This is a genomic window from Geodermatophilus sp. SYSU D00696 (assembly GCF_054050235.1).
The window spans coordinates 276,532-291,355 of sequence record NZ_JBJGYY010000002.1 but is presented as its reverse complement, the minus strand read 5'-3'; the positions used below and the strand labels follow the sequence as shown (position 1 = coordinate 291,355).

General features: G+C 75.4%; 13 protein-coding genes, 1 tRNA gene and 1 riboswitch. Of the genes, 2 read left to right on the top strand and 12 right to left on the bottom strand.

The genetic code is table 11. From position 1 onward, the window contains the following. Positions 1-254 precede the first annotated feature (254 nt). The 3 genes from groL to thrC form a co-directional block, all read right to left on the bottom strand. Complete coding sequence (gene groL / locus ACI79O_RS03085; protein WP_456877625.1) at positions 255-1,883, bottom strand: chaperonin GroEL; 1,629 nt, start codon at positions 1,881-1,883, stop codon at positions 255-257. Between the two features lie 267 nt (positions 1,884-2,150). Then, the gene (locus ACI79O_RS03080; RefSeq protein WP_089405184.1) at positions 2,151-2,351 is read right to left on the bottom strand and encodes a cold-shock protein; all 201 of its coding nucleotides are present in this window, start codon (positions 2,349-2,351) and stop codon (positions 2,151-2,153) included. A 209-nt stretch (positions 2,352-2,560) separates the two neighbouring features. Next, entirely contained in the window at positions 2,561-3,862 is a 1,302-nt protein-coding gene (gene thrC / locus ACI79O_RS03075; RefSeq protein ID WP_456913339.1) for a threonine synthase, read from the bottom strand. 12 nt (positions 3,863-3,874) lie between these two features. Beyond that, positions 3,875-3,996: riboswitch (SAM riboswitch) on the bottom strand. A gap of 521 nt (positions 3,997-4,517) precedes the next feature. Here thrC and ACI79O_RS03070 point away from each other — a divergent pair. Beyond that, a complete protein-coding gene (locus ACI79O_RS03070) occupies positions 4,518-5,354 on the top strand; it encodes an HAD family hydrolase (RefSeq protein ID WP_456913338.1) in 837 nt (278 codons plus the stop codon). Here ACI79O_RS03070 and ACI79O_RS03065 read toward each other — a convergent pair. The 6 genes from ACI79O_RS03065 to ACI79O_RS03040 form a co-directional block, all read right to left on the bottom strand. Then, complete coding sequence (locus ACI79O_RS03065; protein ID WP_456893021.1) at positions 5,344-6,216, bottom strand: ABC transporter permease; 873 nt, start codon at positions 6,214-6,216, stop codon at positions 5,344-5,346. The genes ACI79O_RS03070 and ACI79O_RS03065 overlap by 11 nt on opposite strands. After that, positions 6,213-9,152 carry an alpha/beta fold hydrolase gene (locus ACI79O_RS03060; protein ID WP_456913337.1) on the bottom strand — a complete coding sequence of 980 codons (2,940 nt, stop codon included), beginning with the start codon at positions 9,150-9,152 and terminating at the stop codon, positions 6,213-6,215. Before ACI79O_RS03060 ends, ACI79O_RS03065 begins: the two co-directional genes overlap by 4 nt. Positions 9,153-9,241: 89 nt before the next feature. Then, positions 9,242-10,918 carry a LytR C-terminal domain-containing protein gene (locus ACI79O_RS03055; RefSeq protein ID WP_456913336.1) on the bottom strand — a complete coding sequence of 559 codons (1,677 nt, stop codon included), beginning with the start codon at positions 10,916-10,918 and terminating at the stop codon, positions 9,242-9,244. Positions 10,919-10,983: 65 nt separating this feature from the next. Continuing rightward, a complete protein-coding gene (locus ACI79O_RS03050; RefSeq protein WP_456893027.1) occupies positions 10,984-11,316 on the bottom strand; it encodes a DUF3263 domain-containing protein in 333 nt (110 codons plus the stop codon). Positions 11,317-11,402: 86 nt separating this feature from the next. After that, on the bottom strand, positions 11,403-12,323 hold the full coding sequence (gene rarD, locus ACI79O_RS03045; protein ID WP_456913335.1) for an EamA family transporter RarD: 921 nt from the start codon (positions 12,321-12,323) through the stop codon (positions 11,403-11,405). A gap of 56 nt (positions 12,324-12,379) precedes the next feature. Next, a complete protein-coding gene (locus ACI79O_RS03040; RefSeq protein ID WP_456893030.1) occupies positions 12,380-12,811 on the bottom strand; it encodes a CBS domain-containing protein in 432 nt (143 codons plus the stop codon). Between the two features lie 119 nt (positions 12,812-12,930). On the opposite strand from ACI79O_RS03040, the gene ACI79O_RS03035 reads away from it, so the two are divergent. After that, complete coding sequence (locus tag ACI79O_RS03035; RefSeq protein ID WP_456893032.1) at positions 12,931-13,359, top strand: DUF5313 family protein; 429 nt, start codon at positions 12,931-12,933, stop codon at positions 13,357-13,359. On the opposite strand, the gene ACI79O_RS03030 is transcribed toward ACI79O_RS03035, so the two are convergent. The 3 genes from ACI79O_RS03030 to ACI79O_RS03020 all read right to left on the bottom strand — a co-directional run bounded on the left by ACI79O_RS03030 (position 13,359) and on the right by ACI79O_RS03020 (position 14,613). After that, positions 13,359-13,431 (bottom strand) — tRNA-Thr (locus ACI79O_RS03030). The genes ACI79O_RS03035 and ACI79O_RS03030 overlap by 1 nt on opposite strands. Positions 13,432-13,558: 127 nt before the next feature. Next, on the bottom strand, positions 13,559-14,047 hold the full coding sequence (locus tag ACI79O_RS03025) for a hypothetical protein (protein ID WP_456913334.1): 489 nt from the start codon (positions 14,045-14,047) through the stop codon (positions 13,559-13,561). Further along, positions 14,044-14,613: a hypothetical protein gene (locus ACI79O_RS03020; protein ID WP_456913333.1), complete on the bottom strand. Its 570-nt coding sequence runs from the start codon at positions 14,611-14,613 to the stop codon at positions 14,044-14,046. Before ACI79O_RS03020 ends, ACI79O_RS03025 begins: the two co-directional genes overlap by 4 nt. Positions 14,614-14,824 lie beyond the last annotated feature (211 nt).

The following is a 14,824-nucleotide window of genomic DNA, read 5'->3' as shown; positions in this document are numbered from 1 at the left end:
CGAGTACGGCGGCGAGAGCGGGTGGGACGTCCTCGCCGACGCGGAGGGCATGGTGTTCTGCTGCTGCCCGGGGGGGGTGGACTGTGGCCGCTCCCCGTCTAGATCGCGCGATCTCGACGCGAACCGGGCCGCTCCCCGCCGAGATCACGTGATCTCGACGAGGCGCGAGCGACCCCCCAGACGCCGACAGGGGCGGCCCCGCGAGTGCGGGACCGCCCCTGCCGGGCGTTGCTGGTGCTACGGGATGACCGGACTCAGAAGTCCATGCCGCCCATGCCGCCGTCGCCACCCGGAGCGGCCGCAGCGGCCTTCTCCGGCTTGTCGGCGATGACGGCCTCGGTGGTGAGGAAGAGCGCCGCGATGGAGGCGGCGTTCTGCAGCGCCGAGCGGGTGACCTTGGCCGGGTCGATGATGCCGGCCGAGACCAGGTCCACGTACTCGCCGGTGGCGGCGTTGAGGCCGTGGCCCACCTCGGAGTTGCGGACCTTCTCCGCCACGACGCCGCCCTCGAGGCCGGCGTTGACGGCGATCTGCTTCAGCGGCGCCTCGAGCGCGACGCGCACGATGTTGGCGCCGGTGGCCTCGTCACCCTCGACGTCGAGCTTCTCGAACGCGACGGCGGCGGCCTGCGCCAGGGCGACGCCACCACCGGCGACGATGCCCTCCTCGACGGCGGCCTTGGCGTTGCGCACCGCGTCCTCGATGCGGTGCTTGCGCTCCTTGAGCTCGACCTCGGTCGCGGCGCCGGCCTTGATGACGGCGACGCCACCGGCCAGCTTGGCCAGGCGCTCCTGCAGCTTCTCGCGGTCGTAGTCGGAGTCCGACTTGTCGATCTCGGCGCGGATCTGGTTCACCCGGCCGGCGATCTGGTCGGTGTCACCGGCGCCCTCGACGATCGTCGTCTCGTCCTTGGTGACGACGACCTTGCGGGCGCGGCCGAGCAGGGCGACGTCGGCGGTGTCGAGCTTGAGGCCGACCTCCTCGCTGATGACCTGGCCACCGGTGAGGATGGCGATGTCGGCGAGCATGGCCTTGCGGCGGTCGCCGAAGCCGGGGGCCTTGACGGCGACCGACTTGAACGTGCCGCGGATCTTGTTCACGACCAGGGTCGCGAGGGCCTCGCCCTCGACGTCCTCGGCGATGATGGCCAGCGGCTTGCCCGACTGCATGACCTTCTCCAGCAGCGGGAGCAGGTCCTTGACCGAGCTGATCTTGCTGTTGACGACGAGCACGTACGGGTCGTCGAGGACGGCCTCCATGCGCTCGGCGTCGGTGACGAAGTAGGGCGAGATGTAGCCCTTGTCGAAGCGCATGCCCTCGGTGAGCTCGAGCTCGAGGCCGAAGGTGTTGCTCTCCTCGACGGTGATGACGCCTTCCTTGCCGACCTTGTCCATCGCCTCGGCGATGAGCTCACCGATGGCGGTGTCGGCGGCGGAGATCGACGCGGTGGCGGCGATCTGCTCCTTGGTCTCGACGTCCTTGGCGCTGGAGAGCAGGTGCTCGGTGACCGAGGCGACGGCCTTCTCGATGCCCTTCTTCAGGGCCATCGGGTTGGCGCCGGCGGCGACGTTGCGCAGACCCTCGCGGACGAGCGCCTGGGCCAGCACGGTGGCGGTGGTGGTGCCGTCACCCGCGACGTCGTCGGTCTTCTTCGCGACCTCCTTGACCAGCTCGGCGCCGATCTTCTCCCAGGGGTCCTCGAGCTCGATCTCCTTGGCGATGCTCACACCGTCGTTGGTGATGGTGGGAGCGCCCCACTTCTTCTCGAGGACGACGTTGCGGCCCTTGGGGCCGAGCGTCACCTTGACGGCGTCGGCGAGGGTGTTCATGCCCCGCTCGAGGCCGCGGCGCGCCTCTTCCTCGAAGGCGATCATCTTGGCCATGTGGTGATGTCCTCCATGCATGGATCGCTGCACGGCCGGGACCGGCGCCCGCGACGGACGACACCGGCGCCGCGGACACTCCTACGGCCCGCGCTCCGGTGCCTCACCGTTCCGACCTGATTGGCACTCGGCACTGTCGAGTGCCAACCCGAAGTCTGGCACTCGCCCCTGCCGAGTGCAAGAACGGGGGGTGGGCGCCGGCTGTTCCCGGAACAGCGACGGCCCGGTCCCCGCGCGGGGGACCGGGCCGTGGCGCGGTGCCAGGAGTCAGGCGACGCGGACGCCGTCGGCCTGCGGGCCCTTCTCGCCCTGGACGACCTCGAAGGTGACCCGCTGGCCCTCGTCGAGGCTCTTGTAGCCGTCCATCTGGATGGCCGAGTAGTGGACGAAGACGTCCTGGCCGCCGTCGACGGCGATGAAGCCGAAGCCCTTCTCGGCGTTGAACCACTTCACGGTGCCCTGTGCCACGTGTGCTCCCACGGTGCGTGCGTGCGGACGGTTCCCCGTGGTCCGGGGACCGGGGTACAGCTCTTCCGCCCGTCGGACACGTGCGTGGAACTGACGACCGCGCGAGACGGTACAACAGGGACGCCGTCGTGGGGAGATGCCGCACACACGACTCGGGGACGACCGGGCGGGGATGTCACCCGCCGGATCGACGGCCCCGAGCGTACGCCTCAGCCGATGAGGCCCGCCGACCGGACCGACCGCAGCGACGGCTCCACCCGGTGCGTCGGGCCGACCACCGGCGTGAGCGGGTCGAGGGTCTTGAGGCCCTCGCCGGTGTTGAGGACGACGGTCTCCCGCGCCGGGTCCAGCCGGCCGTCCTCGACCAGCTGCCGCAGCACGGCCACGGTCACGCCGCCGGCGGTCTCGGCGAAGACGCCGGTGGTGCGGGCGAGGTCGCGGATGCCCTGGACGATCTGCTCGTCGCCGACCCGGCCGACCGCGCCGCCGGTGCGCCGGATCGCGTCGAGCGCGTAGGGCCCGTCGGCGGGGTTGCCGATGTTCAGTGACTTGGCGATGCCGGTGGGCTTGACCGGCTTGACGACGTCCCAGCCGTTGTCGAAGGCGGTGGCGATCGGGTCGCAACCGGCCGACTGGGCGCCGAACACCCGCCACTCGGTGGCCTCGACGATCCCGGCGGCGGCCAGCTCGCGGAAGGCCTTGTCCACCTTGGTCAGCAGCGAGCCCGAGGCCATCGGGATCACGACCTGGGCCGGGATCCGCCAGCCCAGCTGCTCGGCGATCTCGTAGCCCATCGTCTTGGAGCCCTCGGCGTAGTAGGGCCGCACGTTCTGGTTGACGAAGGCGGTGTCCTCGAACTCGTCGGTCTCGGCGAGCTCGCTGGTCAGCCGGTTGACGTCGTCGTAGGAGCCGTCGACGGCGACCAGCGTCTGCCCGTAGACCGCCGACTGCACGACCTTGCCCGGCTCGAGGTCGGCCGGGATGAAGACGAACGACGGGATGCCCGCGCGGGCGGCGTGCGCGGCCACGGAGTTGGCCAGGTTGCCGGTCGAGGCGGCGGCGATCTTCCGGTAGCCGAGGCCCTGGGCGGCCGTGGCGGCCAGCGACACCACGCGGTCCTTGAACGAGTGCGTGGGGTTGCCCGAGTCGTCCTTGACCCACAGCCCGCCGGTGACGCCGAGCTCGGCGGCGAGCCGGTCGGCGCGCACCAGCGGGGTCAGGCCCGGGTCGAGGGAGACGCGGTCGGCCGGGTCCTGGCCCACCGGCAGCAGCGCGGCGTAGCGCCAGATGTTCTGCGGGCCGGCCTCGATCTGCTCGCGGGTCACCGACCGGAGGGCCCCGGGGTCGTAGTCGACCTCGAGCGGGCCGAAGCACTCGGCACAGGCGTGCTCGGCGATCAGGCCGAAGGTGGCGCCGCAGTTGCGACAGACGAGGCCGCGGGCGGGACTGGGCGGGACCGGGCCACGCGCGTGCACGTCGGCCTGGGCGGATCCGGGAGCGGTCAGGGTCATGCGACGACTACCTCCTCATCTTCCCCGCGGCGGGCCGTCGAGCCGCGCGGGACGGAATTGGCACCTCTCGCCGCTCGCGCGGCGGGTTGCCGGGGCTTCGCCGGGCCGTGTCCCTCTGCCCCTCTGGATGAGTGGAACGCCGGCGACTCTACCCACCCGGCGTCGGCGACCCGGGGTCGGCACGGCGGGCTCCGGCCTCGACACGGCCGCGGGCGCGGGCGCGGGATGCGGGCTCCCGCCCGACCTGCGAGGAGGCCGTGCACACCGGTCGGGCACGCCGCCCCTGGCCGGGGCCGGCCCTCGCGCTCCTCCTCGCCGTGACGGGCTGCGCCGGCGAGGACGCCCGGCCGGCCTCCTCCCCCGCTGCCTCGAACACCGTCTACGCGGTCAGCGCCGCGGGAGCGCTGCCCACGCTGCACGACGGTCCCGCCGTCGAGGTGGTGCTGCGGAGGCGGCCCGCGCGGTGCGACGTCCACGCGCTCGGGGAGAGCCACCGCACCGGGCTGGTGGAGCTGGTGGTCGCCCTCGGGAGGCCGCGCCCCGGCGGGTGGTGGTCACGCCGGACCAGGAGGTCCGCCGCCGGCTGGAGACGTTCGCGGTGGACACCTGCCGGGCGCGTCCGGACCGAGCGGGGCCGCAGGTGAGGATGTGCGCCATGTCCCCGGCCGCAGCGCGCATCGTCTACACCGACCTCGACGGCACCATGGTCGGCCCTCGGGGGTCGTTCTGGCACGACGCCGGCGGGTCGCCCACCGCGGAGCCCGCGGCCGCGCTGCTGGAGCTGCACACCGCCGGGGTCGCGCTGGTGATCGTCAGCGGGCGGACCGCCGACCAGGTCACCGAGGCCGGGCGGATCTTCGCCGCCGACGGCGCGATCGCCGAGCTGGGGTCGCTGGTGACCTGGCGGGGCGGGCGCGAGCGCCACCACCTCACCGGCGAGCTGCCCCCCGAGTACGCCGGCCGCACGCCGATGGACGTGATGGCCGAGCTCGGCGTCGTCGAGGCGCTGTGCGCCGCCCACCCCGGCCGGCTGGAGTGGCACGCGCCCTGGCACGCCACGCACGAGGGCGACGCGCTGCTGCGCGGCTACGTCGACCCCCTCGCCGTCGACGCCTGGCTGGCCGAGCGCGGGCTGGGCTGGCTGACCCTCAACGACAACGGCGCCATCCCGGCGTCGGCGCGGCTGAGCCTGGCGCCGGAGGGGCAGCTGGCGCGGGTCTACCACCTCATGCCGCGCGGCATCTCCAAGGGCGCGGCCATCGCCTGGGACCTCGAGCGGCGCGGCCTGGACCCCGCCGACGCCGTCGCCATCGGGGACAGCGCCAGCGACCTGGACATGGCGCCCGCCGTCGGCCGGCTGTGGATCACCGCGAACGGCGCCGAGGTCGAGGGCATGGCCGGGCTGATGGACGCCGTCCCCAACGTGTCGGTGACCGACGGCGCGATGGGCGTCGGCTGGGCCCAGGCGGTCCGGAGCTCGATCAGCTCGTGACGTCGCGGCGGGAGAAGTGGCGGAACGCCAGCGCGGTGAAAACGGCGACGTAGACCAGCGACTGGACCACCCCGCGGAACAGGTCGGAGGAGTCGACCGGCGTCTGCAGCAGGTCGGTCCAGGCGAAGGACTCCGCGGTGGGGAACCAGTCACGGATCGCGCCGAGCTGCTCGACCTGGTCGAGGATCGAGAAGACGATCGTGGTGAACACCGCGCCGCCGACCGCGGCCAGGGGCGCGTCGGTGATCGTGGACAGCCAGAACGCCAGCGCGCCGACCACGAGCAGGTGCACGGACAGGTAGCCGAGCATCCCGGCCAGCCGCAGCAGCCCCTCGCCCTGCGGGAGGCTCACGCCGATCGGCGTGCGGATGTCGTCGAAGCCGAAGGCGATCCCGCCGGCCACCACCGCGACCAGGGCGAGGGTGAGCAGCGCGGCCACCGACAGCACCAGCGCGGCCAGCCACTTCTGCCGGAGCAGCCGCATCCGCGGCACCGGGGTGGCCAGCGTGTAGCGCAGCGACCCCCACTGCGCCTCGCTGGCCACGGTGTCGCCGAAGAACAGCGCGTAGACCACGACGAGGAAGAAGCCGGTGGTCGCGAACAGCACGAACAGCGTGAAGTTGAGCCCGCTGGAGGTGGCGACGTCGACCAGGTTGATCCGGCTGTTCTCCTGCGCGTCCTCGCTGGCGCCCAGCTGCAGCGCGGCGATGAGCACCAGCGGCAGGGCGACCATGAGCGTGAACACGCCCAGGGTGCGCCGCCGCTTGAACTGCCGGCGCAGCTCGACCGACAGCCGCAGCGTGCGCTCGGGCCGGTAGCCGGCGACCGCGCCGGTGGACTGGACGTGCTCGGTCGCGGTCACGACTCCCCCACGAGTGCCAGGAACGCGTCCTCCAGGCGGCGGCGCGGCGTGAACTGGTCGACGGCGACGCCCGAGTCCACCAGCGCCTGCAGCGCGGCGGCGCGGGAGGTCCGCGGCCCCAGCTCGGCGACCAGGCCCTCGTCGGTGCGCTCCACGGTCACTCCGGGCAGCCCGGACAGGACGGCGGCCGCGCGGTCGGCGTCGGCCGGGTCGGTCAGGCCGACGAGCACCGCGCCGCCGGTGCCCACGATCTCCTCGACCGTGCCCTGCGCGATCTTCTGCCCCTTGGCCATGACGACCACGTGGGTGCACGTCTGCTCGATCTCGCTGAGCAGGTGGCTGGAGACGATCACCGTGCGGCCGGTGGCGGCGTAGGAGCGCAGCACCTCGCGCATGGCGTGGATCTGCGGCGGGTCCAGCCCGTTGGTCGGCTCGTCGAGGACCAGCAGGTCGGGCAGGCCCAGCATCGCCTGGGCGATCGCGACGCGCTGCCGCATGCCCTGGCTGTAGCGGCGGACCGGGCGGTCGATGGCGGCGCCGAGGCCGGCGACCTCGATCGCCTCCTCCATGTGCGCGTCCTCGGCCGGCCGGCCGGTGGCCGCCCAGTACAGGGTGAGGTTGTCGCGGCCGGACAGGTGCGGCATCAGCCCGGTGCCCTCGACGAAGGAGCCCAGCCGGGACAGCACCGGCGCGCCCGGCCCGGCGGCGTGGCCGAAGACGCTGATCCGCCCCTGCGTCGGGCGGATCAGGCCCATGAGCATGCGCAGCGACGTCGTCTTGCCCGCGCCGTTGGGGCCGAGCAGGCCGAGCACCTGGCCGCGGCGGACCTCGAAGGACAGGTCGCGGACGGCGACGAAGCCGTCCTTGTAGGCCTTGGTCACGCCCTCGAAGCGCAGCGGCACGTCCTCGCCGTCGGGCTCGACCTCGGAGGTGACCCGCCGGCGCCGCCGGCCCCACAGCACCGCGGCCGCCCAGCCGAGCAGGCCGAGGACGACGACGGCGCCGAGCAGCCACCACCAGCGGGAGGTGCCGCCGTCGGCCTGCGCCTCGCCCGCCACGGTCGGGACGGCGAGCACGGTGCCGCCGTTGCCGGCGCCGGCCAGGGACACCGAGTAGACGCCCGCCTCGGCCGGCAGCGCGAAGCCCTGGTCGGTGGAGCTGACCACGACCCGCATCGTGTGGCCGGCCTCGAAGCGGTGCACGATCCCGGGCAGCGTGACGGCGACCTCGGTGGGTGCGGCGGGGTCCGCGGACAGGCCGGTCAGCGACAGCGGGGCGACCAGCCCGCCGGGCAGCGTCTGGGCGCCGTCGGGACCGACGTCGTAGAGCTTGGCGAACAGCGTCGCGGTGCCGGTGGGCGAGGCGACGGCCAGCTCGACGGTCGGGGCGCCGACCACCTCCACGGCCTCGTCGAGCGGCTCGGTGGCGAAGGCGGCGAACTGGCCGGGGATCTCCACGGCGGTGCCGCCGAGCGCGGAGGCGAGCGACCCCAGGCCCGGGACGGCGGTGATGGCCGCGGGGGTGCCGCCGGCCGGGGTGACCACCGGCTGGAGCGGGCCGTCGAGGGCGAGCTCGGTGCGCGCGGTGGGCCCGGTCCCCTCCAGGCCGGGGTAGGTGTCGGCGACGACGCTCTGCGTGCCGCCCTGGACGCTGCCGAGCGTGCTGCCCAGGCCGCTGGGCACGGGGAACTCGAAGCCGGCGCCGGGATCCTCGCCGCGGGCCGGGTCGTCCTCGTCGCGCAGGTGCCAGCCGAACCAGCCGGCGACGAGCTCGCGCAGCTCGGCGGTCTCCCGCTCGGAGGGCTGGGAGTCGTGGCCGCCGGCGTACCAGACGACCTTCACCGGGGTGCCGTTGGCGGCGATCCCGCGGGCGTTGGCGTCGGCCTGACCGAGGCCGAACAGCGAGTCCTCGGTGCCCTGCACCAGCAGGGTGGGTGCGGTGATCCGGTCGAGCACGGCGGCCGGGCTGCTGCGGTCGAGCACCGCGGAGACCTCGGGCGTGAGCGTCCCGGTGGCCGCGGCGGCCTGGTAGGCGGCGCAGATGTCGGCGCGGAACCGGCCGCAGGTCAGCGCCTGCTCCACCGCGGCGGGGTCGACCGTGGACAGGTCGACCGGCAGGTCCTCGAGCGAGGGGACCGAGGCCGGGGCGGCGGCCGCGCCGTCGCCCGTGGCGGCCTCGGTGTCCCCGCCGTCCTCGGCCTCGGCCGCCCCTCCGCCGCCGAGGGCGTCGAGCAGCCCGCCGCCGGGGGCCGACCCCACGCCGAAGAACAGCCCGGACCACAGGCGCTTGTAGACGCCGGTGTCGGGGTCCTGCGGGGTGGCCGCGGGGGTGGCGGCGTCGACGGCGCCGGTCTGGGAGGGGAACAGCGCGGCGGTCAGCGAGTGCCAGGTGATCTGCGGCGCGATGGCGTCGACCCGGTCGTCGTAGGCGGCGCCGAGCAGGGACAGCGCGCCGCCGTAGGAGGCACCGGCGACGCCGACGCGCGGGTCGCCCTCCCCGTCGAGCAGGACGTCGTCGCGCCCGGCGAGCAGGTCGAGCAGCGTGGAGAGGTCGGCGACCTCGTAGCGGGGGTCGTCGAGGCCGATCTGGCCGGTGCTGGCGCCGAAGCCGCGCGCCGAGTAGGTCAGGACGACGAACCCGCGGCCGGCGAGGTCGCGGGCGTCGTCGGCCACCGACTGCTTGCTGCCGCCGAAGCCGTGCGCGAGCACGACCGCGGGCGCCGGCTCGTCGGCGGTGGCCGAGCCGGGCAGGTGGAGCGTGGTGTCGAGCTCGACGGCGTCGGCACCGGAGCCGGAGGGGACGCGGGCCTCCTCGGTGCGCACCTCCTCGGCCGCGGCCGCCGCGGCGGGCAGCGCGCCGAGCAGGGCACCGGTGAGCAGCAGGGTGAGCAGGGCGCCGAGCGCCGCACGGGCGCCGGGGCGCGGGCGGGGTGTCACGGGCCCGCGGACGGGACGCACGATGCGGCCAACGGACGGTGTCGCGCCGGTGTTCCGGCGGTGGCGGTGCGGTGTGTCGCGGTCGGGCGTCAGGGCCGCCACTCACCGGTGAGGACGACGACGAGGCCGGGGTCGGCCACGCCGGGGACGTCGAAGAAGCGCTCGGCGGGCCCGCCGACCACGCCGGGGAAGGCCTCCATGAGCTGCAGCGCCGACTGCCGCTGCTGCTCGTCGCCCGCGGTGACGAAGACGGTGGTGACGGCGACGCCGGGGCCGTCGTACTCGCCGACGCCGTTCGGCTGCCAGCCCTGGCCGCTGAAGGCCTCGGCGGCGTCCCCGGCCAGGCCGCCCACGTCCGTGGCGTTGAGCACGGTCACCGGAACACGGACCGGCGTGCTGGGCGCCCCGGCGACCGGGGGCAGCGGCTCCACCGACAGCGGCGGCAGGACGCCGGTGGGCGGGGCGACGGTCGCCGGGGGTGCGGCGGTGGTCTGCGGAGCCGTGCTGGTCGAGCCGGCCTCCTGCGTCGCCGAGGAGGTGAAGCTGTACACGCCGAGCACGACCAGCGCGACCACCACGACGGCGAGCAGTGCCGGCACGGCCCGGCCGCGGCGCGGTGGGGCGTCGTCCTGGGTGGCGGCGCGCAGGGCGGCCCGGGAGACGCCGGCCCGGCGCGCGGCCTTGCGGCGCTCGGACTCCATCGCCTGCCGCTCGGCCTCCCGCGCCTGGCGCTCGGCCCGCATCGCGGCGCGGTTGCCGACCACGCCGGTGGAGTCGCTCGGGGGCCCGGTGGGCGGCCCGGTCTCCGGCTCGGGCGCGCGGTCGCGGACCCGCTCGCGGCGGCCATCCCGGGCGACGTCCCGGTCGGGGATGGCCTCGGTCGACGGCGCCGCGGCGCGGCCCCGGACGACCTCCCGGTCGGGGATGGCCTCGGTCGACGGCGCCGCGGCCCGGCCCCGGCCGACCTCCCGGTCGGGGATGGCCTCGGTGGCAGGGGCGGCCGCGGCGCCCTTGGGGCGGGTCCAGTCGCGGTAGGGCGTGGCACCGGCGGCGTCCGGGGTCGCGGACGGGCCGGCCGGGCTGGGCCGGGCCGCGGCCGGCGGTGCCGCCGGGGGTGCCTGCGGCGTCCGGCTCCGGGCGGCGGGGCGGGCGGGCTGGTCCCACGGGTCCAGCGGCGCGACGGCCGGCTCGGCGACGTCGGCGTTCGGGGTCGGGACGGCCTGGAACGGCGCGACCGTGGTGAGCGGCGCCGCCGGCCGGACCGGGGCCGAGGCGACCGGCGGGCTCGCCGCCGGCGGAGCCGCGGGAGGGGCCACGGGCGGCGGCGCGGGCAGCCGCGCGGCGGTCGGCGGGACCAGCGGCGGGGCGGCCGACGGCGCGGGTGCGGGCTGCGCCGCCGCGGGGCGCGGGGCGGCGGCCGGCCGGCGGGTGGGTCGCTCCGCCGGCGCGGACGGCGTCGGAGGTGGGCTCTGCTGCGGGGCGGGCGCCTGGCGGGTGACGCCGTCGACCGGCGGGCGGGCCCACGACGTCGGCAGTTCCGGCTCGGCGGCCCGCGCGGGGACGTCGGGGCGACCCGGCCGGCCGGTCAGCCGGCGGCGCCGCTCGGTCTCGTCGCCGAGCAGGGCGTCGCGGCGGCGCTCGGCGCGGCTGCGCAGCGGCCCGGTGAGGGTCGGGGCGTCGCTCCAGTCGGTGCCGTCGGACGCGTCGGCACCGTCCGGGACGGGATGCCCGGGGGCAGGGTCGGTGCGCCGGCGTCCACCGGCCACCGGGGCGGACGGCCGGTCCGGTTGGTCACCACCTGACGCCGCGTGCCTGCCCACGGTGACCAAATCTAGATGGCGGACGAGCCCTTGCCCAGGAGCGACGGGGAACGCCGCTGGCGTCGCGCGCTGCGCAGGCGGCGCAGCCGGCGGACCAGCAGCGGGTCGGCCTCGAGTGCCGCAGGCCGGTCGACCAGGGCGTTCAGCACCTGGTAGTACCGGGTCGGCGGGAGGCCGAACTGCTCGCGGATGGCCGTCTCCTTGGCGCCGGGGTGGCGCCACCACTTGCGCTCGAAGGCCAGCATCTCGTGCTCGCGCCGGGTCAGGCCCGCAGGCTGCGCGGGATCCTCACCGGACACCGAGCCCCCCGGCGGGGAGACCGCGGGGTCGGGGTCGGGGGTCATGGTCGGGTCCGTTCGATCGGGGGGAAGCCGTCACCGATGACGGTATGCCCCGTCGCCGACCTTTTCCGCGTGTCGCGCCGCCGGTCTCAGGCCGGGGCGGCGACCTGCTCGGCCGCGGCGCGGCGACCGGCCGCCGCCCGGGCCGAGCGCAGGCTGTCGACGGTGAACACGGCCAGGGCGGCCCACACGATGGCGAAGCCGACCAGCCGGGCGGGCGGCATGGGCTCGTCGAAGACGAAGACCCCGAGCGCCAGCTGCATCAGCGGCGTCACGTACTGCAGCAGCCCGACCGTGGACAGCGGGATCCGCCGGGCGGCCGCGGCGAACAGCAGCAGCGGCACCGCCGTGGCGATGCCCGAGGCGAGGAGCAGGAGCAGGTGGCCGGTGCCGGCCTCCCCCGCCGTCCCCCGGCCGGTGGCGTGCAGCACCCCCAGGAACACGACCGCGGGGAGGAAGGTCACCGCCGTCTCGACGAACAGCCCCGGCGCGGCCTCCACCCGGACCAGCTTCTTGAGCAGGCCGTAGCCGCCGAAGGTGGCCGCCAGCGCCAGCGCGATCCACGGCGGCCGGCCGTAGTCCCAGGTCAGGACGGCGACGGCGACGGCCGCCAGCGCCACCGCCGTCCACTGCAGCGGGCGCAGCCGCTCGGCGAACACGACGACGCCGAGCAGCACGCTGACCAGCGGGTTGATGAAGTAGCCGAGCGAGGTCTCGACCACGTGGCCGGAGTTGACGCCGTAGACGAAGACCAGCCAGTTCGCGGCGATGAGCACCGAGGCGCCGGCCAGGACGAGCATGGTGCGCCGGTCGGTGACCGCGGCCCGGACCAGCGACCAGCGGCGCAGCACCGTCAGCAGCAGGGCGACGAACAGCAGCGACCAGACCACCCGGTGCGCGACGATCTCGACGCCGCCGGCGGGCTCGAGCAGCGGGAAGTACAGCGGGAAGCAGCCCCACAGCAGGTAGGCGGACAGGCCCGCCGCCGTCCCCAGCCGCCGCTCGTCCACGGCGGCACGGTACGCCGGGGGACCCTCCGGGCCGGGGCGCGACCCGAGACCCGTGGCTAGCCGGTCTGGATGTACTCGACGAGGTGGGCCCGCTCCTGCTCGAGCTCGTCGAGGCGGGCCTTGACGACGTCGCCGATCGAGACGATGCCCAGCAGCAGGCCGTCCTTGGTCACCGGGACGTGGCGGACCCGGTGGTCGGTCATCGTGCGGGCCAGGTCGTGCACCGAGGCGCTGGGCGGGCAGGTGTGGACGTCGGCGGTCATCAGCGCCGACACCGGGCCGTCGAGCACCGCCGGCCCCGACTCGTGCAGCCCGCGGACGACGTCGCGCTCGGAGACGATGCCGTCGACCGCGCCCCCGCCGGAGGAGACGACGAGCGCGCCGATCCGGTGGCGGACGAGCAGGCTGAGCGCGTCCCGGACGCTGGCGGCCGGGTCGACGGTGACCACGTCGGGACCCTTGTGGCGGAGCAGCTGGGAGATCTGCACGGACGTCCTCCTCACCTGGGGGCGGCGGCAGTGTCCTCCCGGACGGCGCCGGGGGGCAACGGTGCACGGCGCGGGACGGAACCGTCCGCCCGGTGGCCGGACGGGCCTACCGTGGACGCGTGCGCACCACGCGGCACGACGCCCGCCCGGCGTCCCCCTCGGTCCTCCAGTGGCTCCGCTACGCCTTCGGCGGGGGGCTGCCCCGCCGGCTCTCGCCCTGGGTGCTGTCGGACACCACCCGGCCCGGGTGGGTCCGCCGGCACGTGGCCCGCTCGCTGGTCCAGCTCTCGCCGCTCGTCGTGATCTGCCTGGTCGCCGTCCCGATGGCACTGGCCTACCGGGTGACCGCGGCCGCCGGCGGCCTCATGGTCGGGCTGGTGTACTCGCTGGCGTTCATGGTGGAGACCACCGAGCACCGCGTGGCGAAGGCCGGCTACCCCGCCGGCACCGCCGCCCGGCTGCGCGAGGAGCGCGCCGAGCGGCGCCGCGACGCCCGGGTCGAGGAGCGCTTCCCCTACCGGGTCGGCGGAGCCGGCAGCTTCGACTGAGCCGACGGGGGGACTCGAACCCCCAACCGCCCGATTACAAGTCGGGTGCGCTACCAGTTGCGCCACGCCGGCGGGACATGGGAACAAGTCCCGGGACGAGTCTAGGGACAACGCAGGGGACAACTCCGCGGCGTCCGCCGGCGATCCGGCTCGGCGGTCCCGCGCACCCGCGGGAACCGGACGCGCGCCGGGTGGGCCCCTACCGGTCGTCCGGCGAGCCCGGATCCGAGTTGACCCGGATGGCGCGGCGCGGACCGCGCACCAGCCATCCGAACACGGCGGGCCAGATCACCCACCACACCACCGCGTCCCAGGGGAACTCCCCCTCGCGCACGGTCATCCAGTACAGGCCGGCCGCGAGGACGCCGATCAGGCCGAGCAGCACGGCGACCCGTCCCGACCGGGAGCGGAGCCGACGGCGTGCCTCGGTCTGCTCGATGAGCTGTTGAGCCCACTGCACGGCGGCCCGGCGCAACCGCTCGTCCTCCAGCCGGCGCCCCCACGTCACCGCGGACTCGACCTGCGCCGCCTCCTGCGGCGTGAGGCCGAACTGGCGCATGGCGTCGCCCCACGGATCGGGATCGGCCCCCGGACGCAGCCGCGACCACACCCGACGGCTGCCGACCCACCAGGCCAGCAACGGCAGCCCCAGCAGGATCGTCACCACGGCGATCACCGCCCCGGTCACCGGCGCGGACTTCCACCGGCCGGCAGGTCCGCCTGCAGTCGTTGCGCGACCCGGAGCCGGCGCCCGGACCAGCGGACCGCGGCCAGGCTGACCACAGCCACGATGGTCGCGACGGCCCAGACGCCCCAGGCGTTGTCGTTCGCGACCACGGCCGCGAGGCCGATCAGGGAGGCGACGACGGCGCCGTAGACCGCGGCCAGCCACCGCAGGCCGTGCCACTGTCGGACCTCAGCGGCCAGCACGCGCCGCCACAGCTCCGGCTCGGCATCAGCCGGGAGCGCACCCGACCGCGTCGCCGGTGCGACGAACCTCCGCCGCGCGGGGCCGACCGGCGTGGCAGGGCTCTGTTGACGGAGGGAACGGTCGGCTGCTCGCCAGGCCAGCCACATGACCGGTGGCCCGAGCACCGCCCACCCCACGACGTACACGGCCATCTCGGCCCAGTTCCACGGCTCACCGCCCACGAGGCCGCGCACGGCCTGCTGGGAGCCCCCGACGACGATGCCCGCGGTGACCCCGAGGACCAGTGAGAGGCCCCACCACTGGCCCCGTCCCTCCTCGGTCACCCGGTGATCGTCGAGAGGACGCCACACGATCGCCACCGGCCGGCTGGGTGGTTCACCCGACCAGGCGTCCGAGCGGCGGCTGCACGAGCGGCGTCCGGGCCGGCCGGCCCGCTCCTGCGGTGTTGCCCGCCCTCTTGCGGCGTCACGGCACCGCAGGAGCGTCAGGGACACCGCAGGAGCACGAGGCAGCCTCCGCCCGGCTCAAGGCGCG